We start from the raw sequence: 20991 nt of genomic DNA on the forward strand, positions 1-20991 counted from the left end.
GAGCCCGCAGCCCCCTGAGCCGGACCCGGGCCCCGCCCCGGGTCCGGCTCGCCGCCGGGGCCGCCGACCGTCCTCTCGTCACGCCCGGCCAACGCGCGCTCACGGCCTGAGTGTCGGTCCCCGCCAGTAGGGTGGGGAACATGGCCGACCCCTCCAGCTACCGCCCCAAGCCGGGACAGATCCCCGACTCGCCGGGGGTCTACAAATTCCGCGACGAGCACCGCCGGGTGATCTACGTCGGGAAGGCGAAGTCCCTGCGCCAGCGGCTGGCCAACTACTTCCAGCCGCTCGTGAGCCTGCACCCGCGCACGGCCACGATGGTCACCACGGCCGCCTCCGTGGAGTGGACCGTGGTCTCGACCGAGGTCGAGGCACTGCAGCTGGAGTACTCCTGGATCAAGGAGTTCGACCCCCGGTTCAACGTGAAGTACCGGGACGACAAGAGCTATCCGTACCTCGCGGTGACCGTGAACGAGGAGTTCCCCCGCGTCCAGGTCATGCGCGGCCAGAAGAAGAAGGGCGTGCGCTACTTCGGGCCGTACGCCCACGCCTGGGCCATCCGCGAGACCGTCGACCTGATGCTCCGCGTCTTCCCCGTCCGTACGTGCTCCGCCGGGGTCTTCCGCAACGCCGCCTCCGCCGGACGCCCCTGCCTCCTCGGCTACATCGGCAAGTGCTCGGCCCCCTGTGTCGGCCGGGTCACCCCCGAGGAACACCGCGAACTGGCGGACGAGTTCTGCGACTTCATGGCCGGCCGCACCGGCACGTACATCCGCCGTCTGGAGAAGCAGATGATGGCGGCGGCCGAGGAGATGGAGTACGAGAAGGCCGCCCGGCTCCGCGACGACATAGAGGCCCTGCGGCGCGCCATGGAGAAGAACGCCGTCGTCCTCGCCGACGCCACCGACGCCGATCTGATCGCGCTGGCCGAGGACGAGCTGGAGGCCGCCGTCCAGATCTTCCACGTCCGCGGCGGACGGGTGCGCGGCCAGCGCGGCTGGGTCACGGACAAGGTCGAGGCCGTCTCCACGGCCGGGCTCGTCGAGCACGCGCTCCAGCAGCTCTACGGCGAGGAGAGCGGCGACGCGGTCCCCAAGGAGGTCCTCGTCCCCGCCCTGCCCGAGGACGCCGACGCGGTCACCCAGTGGCTGAGCGGCCGCCGGGGCTCCCAGGTCTCCCTGCGCGTCCCGCAGCGCGGCGACAAGAAGGACCTGATGGAGACGGTGGCACGCAACGCCCAGCAGGCGCTCGTGCTGCACAAGACCAAGCGCGCCAGCGACCTGACCACGCGCTCCCGGGCCCTGGAGGAGATCGCCGAGGCCCTGGACCTGGACTCCGCGCCGCTGCGGATCGAGTGCTTCGACATCTCGCACCTCCAGGGGCAGGACGTGGTGGCGTCCATGGTCGTCTTCGAGGACGGGCTGCCGCGCAAGAGCGAGTACCGCCGCTTCCAGATCAAGGGCTTCGAGGGCCAGGACGACGTCCGCTCGATGCACGAGGTGATCAGCCGCCGCTTCAAGCGCTACCTCGCCGAGAAGGAGAAGACGGGGGAGTGGGACCAGGAGGGCGTGGCCGTCAACGCGGAGGACGACGCCGTCGACGCGGTCGGCGCCGTGAACGGCTCCGGCGCGGCCGCCTCCGGAGAGGTGCCCGCGGACGACGGCCGCCCCAAGCGCTTCGCCTACCCGCCCCAGCTCGTCGTCGTCGACGGCGGGCAGCCCCAGGTCGCCGCCGCCCGGCGGGCCCTGGACGAGCTCGGGATCGACGACATCGCCGTCTGCGGGCTCGCCAAGCGCCTGGAGGAGGTCTGGCTGCCCGGCGACGACGACCCGGTCGTGCTGCCCCGCTCCAGCGAGGGTCTGTACCTCCTCCAGCGGGTACGTGACACGGCTCACGACTTCGCCATCCGCTATCAGCGCTCGAAGCGGAACAAGCGCGTCAGGACCAGCCCCCTGGACGCCGTCCCCGGCCTCGGCGACACCCGTAAGCAGGCGCTCATCAAGCATTTCGGCTCGGTGAAGCGGCTGCGACAGGCGACAATCGAGCAGATCTGCGAGGTCCCGGGCATGGGCCGCAAGACGGCCGAGGCCGTGGCCGTGGCCCTCGCGCAGGCGGCCCCGGCCGCACCCGCCGTGAATACGGCAACAGGAGAGATCATTGAAGACGACGGGGGCACCACCGCATGACCGCGCACGACCGGCACGATGAGCACGAAGAGCACGAAGCGTACGAAGAGCACGACCGAGAAGACGGAGCAGGACACGTGAGTACGGGCACGAAGGAGGCCGGCGAGACCGCCGACGCGGCGGCCATCCCCGAGCTGGTGATCATCTCCGGTATGTCCGGCGCCGGCCGGTCCACCGCGGCGAAGTGCCTGGAGGACCTCGGCTGGTTCGTCGTGGACAACCTGCCGCCCGCGCTGATCCCCACCATGGTGGAGCTCGGCGCCCGTTCCCAGGGCAACGTGGCCCGGATCGCCGTCGTCGTCGACGTCCGCGGCCGGCAGTTCTTCGACGCCCTGCGGGAGTCCCTGGCCGCCCTCGACGCCCAGCAGGTCACCCGGCGGATCGTCTTCCTGGAGTCCTCCGACGAGGCCCTGGTCAGGCGGTTCGAGTCGGTCCGCAGGCCGCACCCGCTCCAGGGCGACGGCCGCATCACCGACGGCATCGCCGCCGAGCGCGATCTGCTGCGCGAGCTGCGCGGCGACGCCGACCTGGTGATCGACACCTCCAGCCTCAACGTCCACGAGCTGCGCGCCAAGATGGACGCCCAGTTCGCCGGCGACGAGGAGCCGGAGCTGCGGGCCACCGTCATGTCGTTCGGATTCAAGTACGGGCTGCCCGTCGACGCCGACCTCGTCGTCGACATGCGCTTCCTGCCCAACCCGCACTGGGTCCCCGAGCTGCGGCCCTTCACCGGGCTCAACGAGGAGGTCTCGGCGTACGTCTTCAACCAGCCCGGGGCCAAGGAGTTCCTCGACCGCTACACCGAGCTGCTCCAGCTGATCGCCGCGGGCTACCGCCGCGAGGGCAAGCGGTACGTGACCATCGCCGTCGGCTGCACGGGCGGCAAGCACCGCTCGGTCGCCACGTCCGAGAAGCTCGCCGCGCGCCTGGCCGCGGAAGGCGTCGAGACGGTCGTCGTCCACCGGGACATGGGGCGCGAGTGAAGCCGTACCGCCGGCGTACGTCCACGCTTTCGGGGCTCACGGTACGTACGCTCCGCAGGCGCGGCGCCCAGCCCAAGGTCGTCGCGCTGGGCGGCGGCATGGGACTGTCGGCCTCCCTCGCCGCCCTGCGCCGGATCACCGGTGACCTCACCGCCGTGGTCACCGTCGCCGACGACGGCGGCTCCAGCGGCCGGCTCCGGGAGGAGCTGGGCGTGCTGCCGCCCGGCGACCTGCGCAAGGCGCTCGCCGCCCTGTGCGGGGACGACGACTGGGGCCAGACCTGGTCCCGGGTCATCCAGCACCGTTTCCAGTCCAAGGGCGATCTGCACGAGCACGCGGTCGGCAATCTGCTGATCGTCGCCCTCTGGGAGCAGCTCGGCGACCATGTCCTGGCCCTGGACCTGGTCGGCAAGCTGCTCGGCGCGCACGGCCGCGTGCTGCCGATGTCCGCCGTGCCGCTGGAGCTCCAGGCCCTGGTCAGGGGGCACGATCCGGCGCGCCCGGACGACGTGGACACCGTCCGTGGCCAGGCCACGGTGGCGCTCACGCCCGGTGAGGTGCAGTCCGTGCACCTCGTGCCGCACGACCCGCCCGCCGTGCCCGAAGCCGTCGCCGCGGTCCGGGACGCGGACTGGGTGGTCCTCGGCCCCGGCTCCTGGTTCTCCTCGGTGATCCCGCACCTGCTCGTCCCGGAGCTGCTCGACGCCCTGGTGGAGACCAAGGCCCGCCGGGTCCTCTCCCTGAACCTCGCGCCGCAGCCGGGAGAAACCGAGGGGTTCTCTCCGCAGCGTCATTTGGAGGTTTTGGGACGACACGCCCCTAAACTCGCCCTGGACGTGGTGCTGGCCGACGAGGCCGCCGTGCCCGACGTGTCAGCGAGGGAGCCCCTCGTCGACGCCGCCAAGCGGCTCGGCGCCGCGCTCGAGCTGGCGCCGGTGGCCCGGGCCGACGGTCTCCCGAAGCACGACCCGGAGCTGTTGGCAGCCGCGTACGACCGTATTTTTCGGATGCATGGAAGGATCGGCCCATGGCGATGACGGCAGCGGTGAAGGACGAGATCTCCCGGCTTCCCGTCACCCGGACCTGCTGCAGGAAGGCAGAGGTCTCGTCGATCCTGCGGTTCGCGGGCGGGCTGCACCTGGTGAGCGGGCGGATCGTGATCGAGGCGGAGCTGGACACCGCGATGGCGGCGCGCCGGCTCAAGCGGGACATCCTGGAGATCTTCGGGCACAGCTCGGAGCTGATCGTGATGGCCCCCGGCGGGCTGCGGCGCGGCTCCCGCTTCGTCGTACGGGTGGTGGCGGGCGGCGACCAGCTGGCCCGGCAGACCGGCCTGGTCGACGGCCGGGGCCGCCCGATCCGCGGGCTGCCCCCGCAGGTCGTCTCGGGTGCCACCTGCGACGCCGAGGCGGCCTGGCGCGGCGCGTTCCTGGCGCACGGCTCGCTGACCGAGCCCGGACGCTCCTCCTCCCTCGAGGTGACCTGCCCCGGCCCGGAGGCCGCCCTCGCGCTCGTGGGCGCGGCGCGCCGGCTGAGCATCGCCGCGAAGGCGCGTGAGGTCCGGGGCGTGGACCGCGTGGTCGTCCGGGACGGTGACGCCATCGGCGCCCTGCTGACCCGGCTCGGCGCGCACGAGTCGGTCCTTGCCTGGGAGGAGCGGCGGATGCGCCGCGAGGTCCGGGCCACGGCCAACCGGCTGGCGAACTTCGACGACGCCAACCTGCGGCGCTCGGCGCGCGCGGCGGTGGCCGCCGGCGCCCGGGTGCAGCGCGCCCTGGAGATCCTCGGCGAGGAGGTGCCCGAGCACCTCGCCGCCGCGGGCCGGCTGCGCATGGAGCACAAGCAGGCCTCCCTGGAGGAGCTGGGCGCGCTCGCCGATCCGCCGCTGACCAAGGACGCTGTCGCGGGCCGGATTCGCCGCCTGCTGGCCATGGCCGACAAGCGGGCGCAGGACCTGGGGATCCCCGGAACGGAGTCAAGTCTGACGGAGGAGCTGGACGACAGCCTCGTCGGCTGACCCGTATCGCCGCTTCGCTCAATTCGCCGCTGCCGGTGCCTTTCTGAGGCACCGGCAGCGGCGTTCTCGTGAGGGCGCGGCGCGTCGCGAGGCACTCTTGACATGATCATGAACCGTGATCAGCCTGGCGTCTGTTCACATTCGTGGCAGACAACAGCAAGGGGGGCTGATGAGACGCAGAGCGAGCTCGATCCTCGCCGCGGCTTCACTGCTGATCGCGGGACTGGCGGCCGCGCCCGTCGCCGGAGCGGAACCGAACGGCGGGGACGGCGGCGACGCCCTCTCCGTATGGCGCGCGAAGGTCAGCAAGGAACAGGTGCCGTTACTCCTGGAGGCCGGCACCGACGGGCACGAACTGACCGAGCAGGTGCCGGACAAGGGCTCCGCCACCCTCGAGCTCTACCTCACCGACCGGCAGGCCGGCCAGCTGCGCGGCAAGGGGGTCGAACTCGCCGAGCACACCCTCTCCGCCCAGGCCGAGAAGCGGGTCGCCGGTGCCGGGGACGGCGTCTTTCGCCCGTACGGCGGCGAAGGCGGCCTCAAGCAGGAGATCCTCGCCGCCGCCCAGGCCAACCCCGGCCTCACCAAGGTCGTCTCCCTCGGAAAGACCGTGAAGGGCCAGGACATCCTCGCCCTCAAGCTCACCAAGGGCGCCAAGAAGGCGAAGGACGGTTCGAAGCCCGCCACGCTGTACCTGTCCAACCAGCACGCCCGCGAGTGGATCACCCCCGAGATGACCCGGCGGCTGATGCACCACTACCTCGACAGCTACGGCAAGGACCAGCGGGTCACGAAGATCGTCGACTCCACCGAGCTCTGGTTCGTGCTCTCCGCCAACCCGGACGGCTACGACTTCACCCACGCCGACCCCGCCAACCGCCAGTGGCGCAAGAACCTCCGCGACAACAACGGCGACGGGCGGATCGCACCCGGCGACGGCGTCGACCTCAACCGTAACTTCGCCTACAAGTGGGGCTACGACAACGAGGGTTCGTCCCCCGACCCGGCGAACGAGACCTACCGTGGCACCGGCCCGATGTCCGAGCCCGAGACCAAGGCGCTCGACGCCTTCCAGAAGCGCATCGGCTTCCAGTACGGCATCAACTACCACTCGGCCGCCCAGCTGCTGCTCTACGGCGTCGGCTGGCAGGTCGCCACCGACACCCCCGACGACGTGGCGCTCAGGTCGCTCGCCGGCACCCCGCAGAAGTCCGCCGTGCCCGGCTACCGGCCGCAGGTCTCCTCCGAGCTCTACACCACCAACGGCGAGGCCGACGGACACGCGGCCAACGTCAACGGGATGCAGATGTTCACCCCGGAGATGTCGACCTGCGCCACCGCCTCCCGCATCGACCCGAACGACGCCTGGGAGCCCGCCGACTGCGCCTCCGTCTTCACCTTCCCGGACGACGAGAAGCTGATCCAGGCCGAGTTCGCCAAGAACATCCCCTTCGCGCTCGCCGTCGCCGAGAGCGCCGCCCACCCGGACCGGCCCGTCTCCGTCACCGGCCTCGACGCCCCCGACTTCACCCCGGACACCTTCACCACCTCCTACGCCCGCGGCGGCGACCAGGAGGTCTCCGTCACCGCCCGCACGTCCCTGCGCGACAAGAAGCTCAGGTACCGGGTCAACGGCGGCCGCACCCACACCGAGAGCCTGGAGGCCTGGGAGGGCGGCGAGACCTACGGCGGGGAGGACAACCTCTTTTTCGACCAGTACCGGGCCGAGGTCGAGGACGCCCGACCGGGCGACACCGTCGAGGTCTGGTTCACCGCCCGTACCCAGGAGGGCACGGCGACCGCCTCCACCCCCTTCACGTACACCGTGGCCGAGCGGCCCCGCGGAGACGTGCTCGTCCTCGCCGAGGAGGGCGGCCAGGCCGCCGCGCAGCACACCGCGGCCTATGTGAAGGCGCTCGCCGACAGCGGCCGCAAGGCCGCCGTCTGGGACGTCGCCACCCAGGGGGTCCCGGACCCGCTCGGCGTGCTGAGCCACTTCCGTACGGTCGTCTGGTACACCGGCGCCGAGCAGCCCTCCGGGCCGGTCATGCTGGCCGTACGGGACTACCTCAACGAGGGCGGCAAGCTGATCAACGCCGGGGAGAAGTCCGGCGGCCTGATCGACATCGGCCGGGCCCAGTCCAACGACTTCGCCCAGTACTACCTCGGCGCGTACCACCGGGCCGCGCTGAACGGCCCGCCCGCCTTCGCCGGATCCGGCGGATTCGCCGGCGCCACGGGCTCCCTCGGCGGCGCGGCGGACAACCCGCTGGACAACGCCGGCGCGTACACCGTCACCTCGGACACCCTGAAGCCGCAGCAGTTCCCGCAGTTCGGCAGCAGCGCGTCCGCCGGCGACTACCCGGGCGTCCGCACCCCCTTCGAGCCCTACGAGGGCGCGTACTTCGCCGCCGCCCGCCACGCCGACAACACCTGGACGCGCCTGAGCCGCACCGTCGACCTCACCGGCGTCGACGCGGCCGCCCTGCCGAGCCTGCGCTTCCAGGTCAGTTACGACACCGAGCCCGGCTACGACAACCTCGTCGTCGAGGCCCACACCGTCGGCCAGGACGACTGGACCACGCTGCCCGACGCCAACGGCGGCACCTCCACCGCCGCCCCGGCCGACTGCGGCGAGGGCTACTACGTCCGCGGCCACCCCTTCCTCGCCCGCTACCTGACCGTCGGCGAGGACGGCTGCACCAGCACCGGCACCACCGGCTCCTGGAACGCGTTCACCGGCCCCTCCAACGGCTGGCGGCAGGCCTCGGTCGACCTGAGCGCCTACGCGGGCAAGCAGGTCGAGCTGTCGATCTCGTACATCACCGACCCCGGGAGCGGCGAGATGGGCGCCTTCGTCGACGACACCGCGCTCGTGATCGGCGGCACGGCGAGCGGCGGCGAGGGGTTCGAGACGGCGCTCGGCGCCTGGTCCGTACCGGGGCCGCCGGCCGGCAGCCGGGCGAACGGCAGCGACTGGGCGCGCTCCGCGGGGCTCTTCCACTCCCAGGCCGCCGTCACCACACGTGACACCGTGCTCCTCGGTTTCGGCCTGGAACACGTGCGCTCCGAGGCGGAGCGCGCGGCACTCGTCAGGAAGGCTCTCGGCGTGGTGCACGGCTGAGCGGCCACCCGCACCTTTGATCACAGTCAGTGATCGGGACGAAATACGCACCGTGGCTCGAACCCGTCGGTAGTAACGGGCCACGGTGCATTCTCAAGGTCTTTCGGCTGCACACGATGTCACTCTGAGCCGATGGGAGAGGTAGGGTCGTAAGCGGTCGGGGACATCCCTAAAAGAATCTCGCCGGCGTCGAAACCCGGCGTACCTAACGAGGAGATCGGTTCGTGACGATCCGCGTAGGCATCAACGGCTTTGGCCGCATCGGTCGCAACTACTTCCGCGCGCTCCTTGAGCAGGGTGCCGACATCGAGATCGTGGCTGTCAACGACCTGGGTGACACCGCGACCACTGCTCACCTGCTGAAGTACGACACGATCCTGGGACGCCTCAAGGCCGAGGTCACCCACACCGCCGACACCATCACCGTCGACGGCCACACCATCAAGGTGCTCTCCGAGCGCAACCCGGCCGACATCCCCTGGGGTGAGCTGGGCGTCGACATCGTCATCGAGTCGACCGGCATCTTCACCAAGAAGGCCGACGCCGAGAAGCACATCGCCGGTGGCGCGAAGAAGGTCCTCATCTCGGCTCCGGCCAAGGACGAGGACATCACCATCGTCATGGGTGTCAACCAGGACAAGTACGACGCGGCCAACCACCACGTCATCTCCAACGCCTCCTGCACCACCAACTGCGTGGCGCCGATGGCCAAGGTTCTCGACGAGAACTTCGGCATCGTCAAGGGCCTGATGACGACGGTCCACGCCTACACCAACGACCAGCGCATCCTGGACTTCCCGCACTCCGACCTGCGCCGCGCCCGCGCCGCCGCGGAGAACATCATCCCGACCACGACCGGTGCCGCGAAGGCCACCGCCCTGGTCCTCCCGCAGCTCAAGGGCAAGCTGGACGGCATCGCCATGCGCGTCCCGGTCCCGACCGGCTCGGCGACCGACCTGGTCGTCACGCTGCAGCGCGAGGTCACCAAGGACGAGGTCAACGCCGCGTTCAAGAAGGCCTCCGAGGACGGCGACCTGAAGGGCATCCTGTACTACACCGAGGACCCGATCGTGTCCTCGGACATCGTCAGCGACCCGGCCTCCTGCACCTTCGACTCCTCCCTGACCATGGTCCAGGAGGGCAACTCGGTGAAGATCCTCGGCTGGTACGACAACGAGTGGGGCTACTCCAACCGTCTCGTCGACCTCACCGTCTTCGTCGGCGGTCAGCTCTAGGCCCCAGGGCAGGTACCCCCTTGATGTGAGCGCAGGGCTCGGACAGCGTAACGTCGCGCTGTGCGAGCCCTGTCTCGTGTGCTCGACCGCGTTCCAAGGAGTCAGTACAAGATGAAGACGATCGACGAGCTTCTCGCCGAAGGCGTCGCCGGCAAGCGGGTATTCGTCCGCGCCGACCTGAACGTGCCGCTGGACGGCACCACCATCACCGACGACGGCCGCATCCGCGCCGTCGTCCCCACGGTCAAGGCGCTCGCCGACGCCGGGGCCCGTGTCGTGGTCGCCTCGCACCTGGGCCGCCCCAAGGGCGCCCCGGACCCGGCGTTCTCCCTCGGCCCGGCCGCCGCGCGCCTGGGTGAACTCCTCGGTGCCGACGTGGCGTTCGCGACCGACACGGTCGGCGAGTCCGCCAACTCCACCGTCGCCGCCCTCGCCGACGGCCAGGTGGCCGTCATCGAGAACCTCCGCTTCAACGCCGGCGAGACCTCCAAGGACGACGCCGAGCGCGGCGCCTTCGCGGATCAGCTGGCCGCCCTCGCGGACGTCTACGTCGGCGACGGCTTCGGCGCCGTGCACCGCAAGCACGCCTCGGTCTTCGACCTCCCGGCCCGGCTGCCGCACGCCGCCGGCTACCTCATCGCCACCGAGGTCGGCGTCCTGAAGAAGCTCACCGAAGAGGTCGAGCGGCCGTACGCCGTCGTCCTCGGCGGAGCCAAGGTCTCCGACAAGCTCGGCGTGATCGACAACCTCCTCGAGAAGGCCGACCGCATCCTCATCGGCGGCGGCATGGCGTACACCTTCCTCAAGGCCCAGGGCCACGAGGTCGGCATCTCGTTGCTCCAGGAGGACCAGATCCCGGTCTGCCTGGAGTACCTGGCGCGCGCCAAGGAGCGCGGCGTGGAGTTCGTCCTCCCCGTCGACGTCCTGGTCTCCCCGGACTTCCCGGACCTGAAGACGAAGGCCCCGGCCAACCCGTCCACGGTCGCCTCGAACGCCATCCCGGCGACCGAGGAGGGCCTGGACATCGGTCCGGAGACCCGCAAGCTCTACGCCTCGAAGCTCGCCGACGCGGCCACCGTCTTCTGGAACGGCCCCATGGGCGTCTTCGAGCACCCCGACTACGCCGAGGGCACCAAGGCCGTCGCCCAGGCGCTCGTCGACTCCCCGGCCTTCTCCGTGGTGGGCGGTGGCGACTCCGCCGCTGCCGTGCGGATCCTGGGCTTCGACGAGAAGGCATTCGGCCACATCTCGACCGGCGGCGGCGCCTCCCTCGAATACCTCGAGGGCAAGACGCTCCCCGGCCTCGCCGCACTGGAGGACTGACCCCCTTATGAGCACGCGTACCCCGCTGATGGCGGGCAACTGGAAGATGAACCTCAACCACCTCGAGGCCATCGCGCACGTCCAGAAGCTCGCCTTCGCGCTGAACGACAAGGACTACGACGCCGTCGAGGTCGCGGTCCTGCCGCCCTTCACCGACCTGCGGTCCGTCCAGACCCTGATCGACGGCGACAAGCTCAAGATCAAGTACGGCGCCCAGGACATCTCGGCGCACGACTCCGGTGCCTACACCGGCGAGATCTCGGGCCTGATGCTGTCCAAGCTGAAGTGCGCCTACGTCGCCGTGGGCCACTCCGAGCGCCGGCAGTACCACGCCGAGACCGACGAGATCTGCAACGCCAAGGTGAAGGCCGCGTTCAAGCACGGTCTGACCCCGATCCTCTGCGTCGGCGAGGGCCTGGACATCCGCAAGGCGGGCGACCAGGTCGCGTACACCCTCGCGCAGCTCGACGGCGGCCTGAAGGACGTCCCGGCCGAGCAGGCCGAGTCGATCGTGATCGCCTACGAGCCGGTGTGGGCCATCGGCACCGGCGAGGTGGCCACCCCGGAGGACGCGCAGGAGGTCTGCGGTGCCATCCGCGGCCGTCTCGCTCAGCTGTACTCGCAGGAGCTGGCCGACAAGGTCCGCATCCAGTACGGCGGCTCGGTCAAGGCCGGCAACGTGGCCGCGATCATGGCGCAGCCCGACGTCGACGGTGCCCTGGTGGGTGGCGCGGCGCTGGACGCTGACGAGTTCGTCAAGATCGTTCGCTTCCGCGACCAGTGAGTAGGCGCTAGCGACGATCCGTCGTACCCTTGCGGGGGTCGGGCAGCCACTGTCCGGCCCCCGTCCGTATAAGTCCGAGGAAGTTGGTCCAGCCGTGGTTATGGGGTTCTCGATCGCCCTGATCGTCTTCAGCGCGCTGCTGATGCTGCTCGTGCTGATGCACAAGGGGAAGGGCGGCGGCCTCTCCGACATGTTCGGCGGTGGCATGCAGTCGTCCGTCGGTGGCTCCTCGGTTGCCGAGCGCAACCTGGACCGCATCACCGTCGTGGTCGGTCTGCTGTGGTTCGCCTGCATTGTCGTTCTTGCGCTTCTGATGAAGTTGGACGTGTAACTCCAATCACTGGACGCGCGTTGGGCCTTACGTAGACTGGGGCATCTTCGAGCACCATCACGCAGGGAGTTACGACCGTGGCAAGTGGCAACGCGATCCGGGGAAGCCGGGTCGGAGCGGGGCCGATGGGGGAGGCTGAGCGGGGCGAGTCGGCGCCGCGCCTCCGCATCTCCTTCTGGTGCTCGAACGGGCACGAGACGCAGCCGAGCTTCGCCAGTGACGCACAGGTTCCGGAGACGTGGGACTGCCCGCGCTGCGGCTTCCCGGCCGGCCAGGACCGGGACAACCCGCCGGACCCGCCGCGTACCGAGCCGTACAAGACGCATCTCGCGTATGTGCGCGAGCGGCGCAGCGACGCGGACGGCGAGGCGATCCTCGCCGAGGCGCTCGCCAAACTGCGCGGCGAGATCTGAGCGTGGTGTGAAGGTGTGACGAACGGGCCCTGCCCGCGAACTCGGTTCGCGGGCAGGGCCCGTTCGCGTACGCTCCGCCGTCCCTCTCCCCACCGCCGTTGTCAGTGGCGGCCTTTACCGTCGTACGGGAAAGATCACGCGTTCACGCACGGGGGGTGAGCCGGCCATGACGGCTACGCAGGAGACGGCAGACGCCCGGCAGGCGCCCGTCTGGCGCGGCGGGTTCGGCCGGCTGTGGACGGCGGCCGTCGTCTCCAGGTTCGGCGACTCGCTGCGCGCGGCCGCGCTGCCCCTGCTCGCCGCCTCCCTCACCGACGACCCCCTGCTCATCGCCGCCGTGACCGCCTGCGGATACCTGCCCTGGCTGGTCTTCGGACTGCTCGGCGGCGCGGTCGCCGACCGCGTCGACCAGCGGCGCGCGATGTGGGCCGTCGACCTCCTGCGCGGCGGGCTCATGGCCGGCTTCGCCCTCGCCGTCGCGTACGGCCACGCCTCGCTCGCCCTGCTGCTCGTCCTCGCCTTCGCCCTCACCACCCTGCAGACCCTCTTCGACAACGCGGCCACCGCCCTGCTGCCCGCCCTGGTCCCCGCGGAGGCCCTGGCGGGCGCCAACGCCCGTCTGATGACCGGACAGCAGCTGGCGGGCGGCCTCCTGGCGGCGCCGCTCGTGCCCGCCCTGCTGCTCGCCGGAGCCGCCGTCCCGTATGCCGCCGACGCGGCCACCTACGTCCTGGCCGCGCTGCTCGTCGCCTCCCTGCGGGCCGAGGCGCCCCAGCGGCCGCCCCGCAAGGACGGCTCCACCCTCCGCGGGGAGATGGCCGAGGGGCTCGCCGCCCTGTGGCGCGACCGGCCCCTGCGACGGCTCTGCACGGCCACCACCCTGTGCAACGTCGGCATGGGCGCGCTGATCGCCACCCTGGTCCTCCACGTCACCGGCTGGCTCGACGCCGGCGAGGGAGGCTACGCCGCGGCCGTCACCGCCTACGCGGCGGGAAGCGTCCTCGGCGGCCTCCTCGCCGCCCGCATCGCGCGCCGGACGGGCCGGATACGCGCCGTCCTCCTCGCGGGGACCGTCCAGACGGGCTGTCTGGCCGTGATGGGAGCCGTCCACGGCCTCGGGGTAACGATCGGGGCGATGGCCGTGTTCGGCCTTATGGGCACGGTGTGGAACGTGAACCAGGTGACGCTGATGCAGGAGAGAAGCCCCGAGGGCATGCTCGGCCGGATCGGCGCGGCCTTCCGGACCCTCGCGGTCGGCGGCGCCCCGCTGGGCGCGCTGCTCGGCGGCGCGGTGGCCGCCGCCTGGGGACTGAACGCACCCGCCCTCCTGGCGGCGGCGCTCTTCGCCCTCGCCGTTGCGTCCTTGGCCCCGCTGATCAATTAGGTTGGAGTGGCAGCGGGGCAAGCAGGCAGGAAGAGAAGAAGTAGGCGATGTCCGAGATGAGTAACGCAGGACGCACGAGGCTCAACCAGCTGCCCGAGTGGGCCGCCCTCGGCAAGCACCGCGAGCAGTGGGGCGAGACCCATCTGCGCGAGCTGTTCGCCGCCGATCCGGGCCGGGGCACCGGGTACGCGCTGCGCGTCGGCGACCTGTACCTGGACTACTCCAAGCACCTCGTGACCGACGAGACGCTGGCGCTGCTGCGCGAACTGGCCTCCGCGACCGGGGTGGCCGAGCTGCGCGACGCCATGTTCCGCGGCGAGAAGATCAACACCACCGAGGACCGGGCGGTCCTGCACACCGCGCTGCGCGCCCCGCGCGAGGCCGTGATCGAGGTCGACGGCGAGAACGTCGTCCCGGGCGTCCACGCCGTCCTCGACAAGATGGCCGTCTTCGCGGACAAGGTCCGCGCGGGCGAGTGGACCGGCCACACCGGCCGGCCGATCAAGAACATCGTGAACATCGGCATCGGCGGCTCCGACCTCGGACCCGCCATGGCGTACGAGGTCCTGCGCGCCTACACGCAGCGGGACCTGACGCTCCGTTTCGTCTCCAACGTCGACGGCGCCGACCTCCACGAGGCCGTCCGCGACCTCGACGCGGCCGAGACGCTGTTCATCGTCGCCTCGAAGACCTTCACCACCATCGAGACGATCACCAACGCCACGTCCGCCCGTGACTGGCTCCTCACCGAGCTGCGCGCCGGCCAGGAAGCCGTCGCGAAGCACTTCGTGGCCCTGTCGACCAACGCCGAGAAGGTCGAGGACTTCGGCATCGACACGGCCAACATGTTCGAGTTCTGGGACTGGGTCGGCGGGCGCTACTCCTACGACTCCGCCATCGGCCTCTCCCTGATGATCGCCATCGGCCCGGACCGCTTCCGCGAGATGCTCGACGGCTTCCACCTCGTCGACGAGCACTTCCGCACCGCCCCGCCGGAGGAGAACGCCCCGCTGCTGCTCGGCCTCCTCGGCGTCTGGTACGGCGCGTTCTTCGACGCCCAGTCGCACGCCGTCCTGCCGTACTCGCACTACCTGTCGAAGTTCACCGCCTACCTCCAGCAGCTCGACATGGAGTCCAACGGCAAGTCCGTCGACCGCGACGGCAAGCCCGTCGACTGGCAGACCGGACCGGTCGTCTGGGGCACGCCCGGCACCAACGGGCAGCACGCGTACTACCAGTTGATCCACCAGGGCACCAAGGTCATCCCGGCCGACTTCATCGGCTTCGCCGAGCCCGTGGCCGATCTGCTTCCCGGACTCGTCGCCCAGCACGACCTGCTGATGGCCAACTTCTTCGCCCAGACCCAGGCGCTGGCCTTCGGCAAGACGCCCGACGAGGTACGGGCCGAGGGCGTCGCCGAGGAGCTCGTCCCGCACAAGACCTTCCAGGGCAACCACCCCACGACCACGATCCTGGCCAAGGAGCTCACCCCCTCCGTCCTCGGCCAGCTCATCGCGCTCTACGAGCACAAGGTGTTCGTCCAGGGCGCGATCTGGAACATCGACTCCTTCGACCAGTGGGGCGTCGAGCTCGGCAAGGTCCTCGCCAAGAAGATCGAGCCGGTGCTGACCCGGGGCGAGGGCGGTGAGGGGCTCGACGGCTCGACCGCCGGTCTCGTCGCCACCTACCGCTCGCTGCGCGGAAGGTAGGACCGATGACGGGGGAGAACGCGGTGCGGGGCGAGGTCCCGAGCCAGGGCCCGGGCGAGGTCCGGGGCGAGGTCCGGCTGCGGCCGCCGCGCCACACGCTCGACGAACGGGCCGTCACCTGGTGGCGGACCCAGTGGCTGCTGACGACGGCCCCTCCGGTGGTCGTCCTGGCCGTGCTCGGCGCCCTGATCACGCCCGCCCGGTTCTGGCTGCTGACCGCGGCCGGAGCAGTGGCGGCCGTGGGCCTGGCCTGCACCGCGTTCTTCCCCTCCTGGTGGTTCAGGGTCCACCGCTGGGAGGTCACCGAGGACGCCGTCTACGTCCGTACGGGGGCCTTCTGGCAGGAGTGGCGGATCGCTCCGATGTCCCGGATCCAGACCGTCGACACCGTGCGCGGGCCGCTGGAGCAGGCCTTCGGGCTCGCCACGGTGACCGTGACGACGGCCTCCTCCAAGGGCGCGATCCGGATCGAGGGCCTCGACCACGAACTCGCCGCCGACCTGGCCGAGAAGCTCACCCGGATCACCCAGGCCACGCCCGGGGACGCCACATGACGCCGGACGAGGACTGGCGGCGACTGGACCGCCGTACGGTCCTGGTCACCGCGGCCGTCGTGGCCGGCGTCGCCGGCGGTGGCGCCCTGCCGACCTTCTTCGGGCTGGCCGGCTCCATGCCGGTGTGGCAGGCCGTCGGCTGGATCCTGGCCGGGGCCGCCCTGCTCGTCCTCGGCGGCTCCGCCGGCGACTACGTCCGATGGCGCCGCACCCGCTACCGCATCGGGGCCGAACGCGCCGAACTCCACACCGGACTTCTCCTGGTCAAGCGCCGCTCGCTGGCCCGCGAACGCATCCGCAGCGTCGACCTGACCGCCAACCCGCTGCTGCGCGTCCTCGGCCTGGTCAAGGTCCGCATCGGCACCGGGGAGAACAACGGCGAGTCCACCCTCGAACTCGACCCGGTCACCCGGGCCGAGGGCGAACGGCTCCGTCGCGAACTCCTCGACCGGACGGCCCCCGCCGCCGCGGACGCCCACCACGACGGCGCCCTCGCCACGCTCGACCCCCACTGGATCCGCTACGCCCCGGTCTCCTTCGTCGCCCCGCTCCTCGGCGGAGCAGCGGCCGGCGCCGTGATGCAGGTCAGCGAGTGGTTCGGGGCCCAGGGCGAGGTCATCGACTGGATAGGCGACCGCTTCCAGGACACCTCGATCGTCTCGATGATCGTGGTCCTCGCGCTCCTCGCCCTGCTCGTCGGCACCGTCGGCGCCCTCGGCCTCTGGGTCGAGATGTGGTGGAACCACCGCCTGGAGCGCGAGCCCGGCGGCACCCTGCGGGTGCGCCGCGGACTGTTCACCGCCCGCTCGATCTCCATCGAGGAACGACGCCTGCGCGGTGTCGAACTGGTCGAGCCGCTGGGCGTACGGATATGCGGGGCCGCCCGCGTCGACGCCGTCGCCACCGGACTCGTCGAGAAGGACGAGGGCGAGCACGCCGACCACAAGACCCTGCTGCCACCCGCGCCCCGCCCGGTCGCCGACCGGGTCGCCGCCCAGGTGCTGCGCGAGCCCGAGCCCCCGACGAACGCGCCCCTCACCGTCCACCCCCGCGCCGCCCGCACCCGGCGGCTGCGCTGGGCCCTGTGGAGCGCGTTCGCCCCCGTCGCGGTCCTCGCCCTCCTCGGGGCCCTCCTCACGCCCGTCCTGCTGTACGTCGCCCTCGGCTGCGCCGTCGTCCTCGTCCCGCTCGCCGTGCTGTTCGCGCTCGACGCCTACCGCAACCTCGGGCACGGCATCACCGGCGGCTATCTGGTGGCCCGTTCGGGCACGGTCCGCCGCAGCACGGTCGCCCTCCAGCGGGGCGGTGTCATCGGATGGACCGTCAAGCAGTCGTATTTCCAGCGCCGCGCCGGCGTGCTGACGCTGACCGCCACGACCGCGGCGGGCGACGGCGCGTACGACATCCACGACGCCGGCCAGAGCGAGGGCCTGGCCTTCGCCGCCGAGGCGGTGCCGGACCTGCTCGCCCCCTTCCTGGAACAGGTGGAACCGGCACGGGACAGGCGGAAGGCCCGGCCCACCGTGCGGTGAACCGGGCCTTCATGACCGTCCGTCAGGCCGAAGCCGGCGGATACAGAGCGCGCGGCAGCTCCGAGGCGGCCGCCGCGTCGAGCAGCCACAGCGTGCGGGAGCGGCCGTAGGCTCCCGCCGCCGGCGCCTGGATCTCGCCCGCGCCCGACAGCGCGATCGCCGCGGCCTTCGCCTTGTCCTCACCGGCCGCGAGCAGCCAGACCTCGCGGGCCGCACGGATCGCCGGCAGCGTCAGCGAGATCCGGGTCGGCGGCGGCTTGGGCGCGCCGCGCACACCCACCACCGTCCGCTCGGTCTCGCGGACCGCCGGAAGCTCCGGGAACAGCGAGGCCACATGGGTGTCGGGACCGACACCCAGCATCAGCACGTCGAAGCTCGGCACCGAGCCATGGTCCTCCGGACCCGCGGCCGCGGCCAGTTCGGCCGCGTACGCGTCGGCGGCGGCCTCGACGTCACTGCCGTACGGTCCGTCCGAGGCGGGCATCGCGTGCACGCGCGCCGGGTCAAGCGGGACGCTGTCGAGCAGCGCCTCCCGGGCCTGGGTGACATTGCGCTCCGGGTCACCCTCGGGCAGGTACCGCTCGTCGCCCCACCACAGATCGAGCCGCGACCAGTCGATCGCGTCCCGGGCCGGGGCCGAACGGAGCGCCGCGAGCAGCCCGTTTCCGTTGCGGCCGCCCGTGAGGACCACGGACGCCGAGCCGCGGGCGGCCTGGGCGTCCACGATCCGCGTGATCAGCCGGGCCACCGCGGCCTGGGCCATCAGGTCCTTGTCGCGGTGGACGACGAGCTGCGGAGTGCTCACTTGGCCGCCGCCTTCTTGGCCGGGGCCTTCTTCGCCGCCGGGGCGGCCTTCGCCTTGTCCTCGGCGGCCTTGTCCTCTGCGGCCTTGTCCTCGGCGGCCTTGGGCTCGGCCGCCGGTGCCGGAGCCGGTTCGTCCGAAGGAGCCGTCACCGCCGCCTCCTCGTCGAGCCGGTCGACCCCGTAGCGCAGCGCCGAGGCGTAGGTGTCGTCCGGGTCGAGCCGCCGCAGCTCCTCCGCGATCAGCTCAGCCGTCTCGCGGCGCTTGAGCGCCACGGCACGGTCCGGCTGCCCCTGGATGGAGAGCGTCGCCAGCGAGCCGTCGGGCCGGTCGAGCACGATCGGCCCGCAGGTGGACTCCATCCGTACGGACGTGAGCCCGGGCCCCGCCGACTTGGACCGGCGTACCGGCACCTTCAGCCGGTCGGCGAGCCACATCGCGAGCAGTTCGACGCTCGGGTTGAACTCCTCGCCCTCCACCTCGGCCGAGGTGACCTCGCACACGACCTGGTCGAGCGCGGCGGCCAGCATCGAACGCCACGGGGTGATCCGGGTCCAGGACAGGTCCGTGTCGCCCGGGGTGTACGTGTCCGCGCGCCCCGTCAGCTCGTGGATCGGCTGCTCGGCGGCGTACGAGTCGGTCACCCGGCGCTGGGCGAGCGCGCCCAGCGGGTCGTTCGCCGGGTCGGCCGGTGCGTTGACCGGCCACCAGACGACGGTGGGCGCGTCCGGAAGGAGCAGCGGCAGGACCACCGACTGGGCGTGGTCGACGATGTCGCCGTACAGCCGGAGAACAACCGTTTCGCCCGTGCTGGCGTCGGCGCCGAGGCGGACCTCGGCGTCGAGCCGTGCCTTCGCGCGGTCACGCGGCGAGCGCGAGACCCGCTTGATGACCACCAGCGTCCGCGAAGGGTGCTCGCGGGACGCGTCGTTGGCCGCCTTGAGCGCGTCGTAGGCGTTCTCCTCGTCGGTGACGATGACGAGGGTCAGCACCATGCCGACGGCGGGCGTGCCGATGGCACGCCGTCCGAGCACCAGCGCCTTGTTGATCTTGCTGGACGTGGTGTCCGTCAGGTCGGTCTTCATGGCCGGCGCCAGCTCCGTCCGTCTCGTGCGAGCATGTCGTCCGCCTCGACCGGACCCCAGGTCCCGGACTGGTACTGCGCGGGCTTGCCGTGCTTGTCCCAGAACTGCTCGATCGGATCGAGGATCTTCCAGGACAGCTCGACCTCCTCGACCCGCGGGAAGAGGTTCGAGTCGCCGAGCAGCACATCGAGGATGAGCCGCTCGTACGCCTCGGGGCTGGACTCCGTGAAGGACTCGCCGTACGCGAAGTCCATCGACACGTCCCGGACCTCCATCGAGGTGCCCGGCACCTTGGAGCCGAACCGCATCGTCACGCCCTCGTCCGGCTGCACCCGGATGACCAGGGCGTTCTGGCCCAGCTCCTCCGTCGCCGTCTGGTCGAAGGGGGAGTGAGGGGCGCGCTGGAAGACGACCGCGATCTCGGTGACACGGCGGCCGAGCCGCTTGCCCGTACGGAGATAGAAGGGGACGCCCGCCCAGCGGCGGTTGTCGATCTCCAGCTTGATGGCCGCGTAGGTGTCGGTCTTCGACTTGGGGTCGATCCCGTCCTCCTGCAGATAGCCGACGGCCTTCGCGCCGCCCTGCCATCCGGCCGCGTACTGGCCGCGCACGGTCGAGGCGCCCAGGTCCTTCGGCAGCTTCACCGCGCCGAGCACCTTGGTCTTCTCGGCCGCGAGCGCGTCCGCGTCGAAGGAGGCGGGCTCCTCCATCGCGGTCAGCGCGAGCAGCTGGAGGAGGTGGTTCTGGATGACGTCACGGGCGGCGCCGATGCCGTCGTAGTAGCCGGCGCGGCCGCCGATGCCGATGTCCTCGGCCATGGTGATCTGCACGTGGTCGACGTACGACCGGTTCCAGATCGGCTCGAAGAGCGTGTTGGCGAAGCGGAGCGCCAGGATGTTCTGGACGGTCTCCTTGCCCAGGTAGTGGTCGATGCGGAAGACCGCATCGGGCGGGAAGACCTCGTGGACGACCTCGTTGAGCTCCTTGGCGGAGGCCAGGTCGTGGCCGAAGGGCTTCTCGATGACCGCGCGGCGCCAGGAGCCGTTCTTCTGCTCGGCCAGACCGTGCTTCTTCAGCTGCTGGACGACCAGAGGGAAGAACTTCGGCGGCACGGAGAGGTAGAAGGCGAAGTTGCCGCCCGTGCCCTGGGCCTTGTCCAGCTCCTCGATGGTGGTCTTCAGCTGGTCGAAGGCGTCGTCGTCGTCGAAGTCGCCCTGGACGAAGCGCATCCCCTGGATCAGCTGCTGCCACACCTCCTCGCGGAACGGGGTGCGGGCGTGCTGCTTGACCGCCTCGTAGACCTCCTGCGCGAAGTCCTCGTCCTGCCACTCGCGACGGGCGAAGCCGATGAGCGAGAAGCCCGGCGGCAGCAGGCCGCGGTTGGCCAGGTCATAGACAGCGGGCATCAGCTTCTTACGGGACAAATCGCCCGTGACACCGAAGATCACCAGACCCGACGGCCCCGCGATACGCGGGAGCCGTCGGTCTGCGGCGTCACGGAGCGGGTTGGCTCCGTGGACTGCGCTCAA

General features: G+C 71.1%; 17 protein-coding genes. 14 read left to right on the plus strand and 3 right to left on the minus strand.

The genetic code is table 11. The features are described 5' to 3' along the window. Positions 1-140 precede the first annotated feature (140 nt). From uvrC to FDM97_RS10230, 14 genes are all read left to right on the plus strand, one after another. Positions 141-2186 (plus strand): excinuclease ABC subunit UvrC, encoded by a 2046-nt coding sequence (gene uvrC, locus FDM97_RS10165; RefSeq protein ID WP_137990078.1) that lies wholly within the window; start codon positions 141-143, stop codon positions 2184-2186. Continuing rightward, entirely contained in the window at positions 2183-3169 is a 987-nt protein-coding gene (gene rapZ, locus FDM97_RS10170; RefSeq protein ID WP_137990079.1) for an RNase adapter RapZ, read from the plus strand. The genes uvrC and rapZ overlap by 4 nt, the downstream gene beginning before the upstream one ends. Next, positions 3166-4206: a gluconeogenesis factor YvcK family protein gene (locus FDM97_RS10175; protein WP_137990080.1), complete on the plus strand. Its 1041-nt coding sequence runs from the start codon at positions 3166-3168 to the stop codon at positions 4204-4206. The genes rapZ and FDM97_RS10175 overlap by 4 nt, the downstream gene beginning before the upstream one ends. Continuing rightward, positions 4197-5186 carry a DNA-binding protein WhiA gene (gene whiA, locus FDM97_RS10180; RefSeq protein ID WP_137990081.1) on the plus strand — a complete coding sequence of 330 codons (990 nt, stop codon included), beginning with the start codon at positions 4197-4199 and terminating at the stop codon, positions 5184-5186. The genes FDM97_RS10175 and whiA overlap by 10 nt, the downstream gene beginning before the upstream one ends. 169 nt (positions 5187-5355) lie before the next feature. Beyond that, positions 5356-8310, plus strand: a complete 2955-nt coding sequence (locus tag FDM97_RS10185) for a M14 family metallopeptidase (RefSeq protein ID WP_137990082.1) — start codon at positions 5356-5358, stop codon at positions 8308-8310. Positions 8311-8534: 224 nt separating this feature from the next. Continuing rightward, complete coding sequence (gap, locus tag FDM97_RS10190; protein WP_137990083.1) at positions 8535-9545, plus strand: type I glyceraldehyde-3-phosphate dehydrogenase; 1011 nt, start codon at positions 8535-8537, stop codon at positions 9543-9545. A gap of 111 nt (positions 9546-9656) precedes the next feature. Next, the gene (locus FDM97_RS10195) at positions 9657-10868 is read left to right on the plus strand and encodes a phosphoglycerate kinase (RefSeq protein ID WP_137990084.1); all 1212 of its coding nucleotides are present in this window, start codon (positions 9657-9659) and stop codon (positions 10866-10868) included. Between the two features lie 7 nt (positions 10869-10875). After that, entirely contained in the window at positions 10876-11652 is a 777-nt protein-coding gene (gene tpiA / locus FDM97_RS10200; RefSeq protein ID WP_137990085.1) for a triose-phosphate isomerase, read from the plus strand. Positions 11653-11752: 100 nt separating this feature from the next. Beyond that, on the plus strand, positions 11753-11983 hold the full coding sequence (secG, locus tag FDM97_RS10205) for a preprotein translocase subunit SecG (protein WP_137990086.1): 231 nt from the start codon (positions 11753-11755) through the stop codon (positions 11981-11983). 77 nt (positions 11984-12060) lie between these two features. Next, positions 12061-12396: an RNA polymerase-binding protein RbpA gene (locus FDM97_RS10210; protein WP_003976875.1), complete on the plus strand. Its 336-nt coding sequence runs from the start codon at positions 12061-12063 to the stop codon at positions 12394-12396. Between the two features lie 166 nt (positions 12397-12562). Beyond that, positions 12563-13780: an MFS transporter gene (locus tag FDM97_RS10215; RefSeq protein ID WP_137990087.1), complete on the plus strand. Its 1218-nt coding sequence runs from the start codon at positions 12563-12565 to the stop codon at positions 13778-13780. Between the two features lie 56 nt (positions 13781-13836). Next, positions 13837-15489, plus strand: coding sequence for a glucose-6-phosphate isomerase (gene pgi / locus FDM97_RS10220; protein WP_137994753.1), 1653 nt, complete (start codon positions 13837-13839; stop codon positions 15487-15489). A 5-nt stretch (positions 15490-15494) separates the two neighbouring features. Further along, on the plus strand, positions 15495-16043 hold the full coding sequence (locus FDM97_RS10225; protein ID WP_137990088.1) for a PH domain-containing protein: 549 nt from the start codon (positions 15495-15497) through the stop codon (positions 16041-16043). Continuing rightward, on the plus strand, positions 16040-17575 hold the full coding sequence (locus FDM97_RS10230) for a PH domain-containing protein (protein WP_137990089.1): 1536 nt from the start codon (positions 16040-16042) through the stop codon (positions 17573-17575). Before FDM97_RS10225 ends, FDM97_RS10230 begins: the two co-directional genes overlap by 4 nt. 22 nt (positions 17576-17597) lie before the next feature. Here FDM97_RS10230 and pgl read toward each other — a convergent pair whose 3' ends face one another. The 3 genes from pgl to zwf are packed head-to-tail and all read right to left on the minus strand — an operon-like array spanning position 17598 to position 20991. Further along, complete coding sequence (pgl, locus tag FDM97_RS10235) at positions 17598-18380, minus strand: 6-phosphogluconolactonase (protein WP_137990090.1); 783 nt, start codon at positions 18378-18380, stop codon at positions 17598-17600. Further along, positions 18377-19462, minus strand: a complete 1086-nt coding sequence (gene opcA / locus FDM97_RS10240; RefSeq protein WP_137990091.1) for a glucose-6-phosphate dehydrogenase assembly protein OpcA — start codon at positions 19460-19462, stop codon at positions 18377-18379. Before opcA ends, pgl begins: the two co-directional genes overlap by 4 nt. Then, positions 19459-20991 carry a glucose-6-phosphate dehydrogenase gene (gene zwf, locus FDM97_RS10245; RefSeq protein ID WP_137990092.1) on the minus strand — a complete coding sequence of 511 codons (1533 nt, stop codon included), beginning with the start codon at positions 20989-20991 and terminating at the stop codon, positions 19459-19461. The genes opcA and zwf overlap by 4 nt, the downstream gene beginning before the upstream one ends.

The organism is Streptomyces vilmorinianum, from assembly GCF_005517195.1.
GTDB lineage: Bacteria > Actinomycetota > Actinomycetes > Streptomycetales > Streptomycetaceae > Streptomyces > Streptomyces vilmorinianum.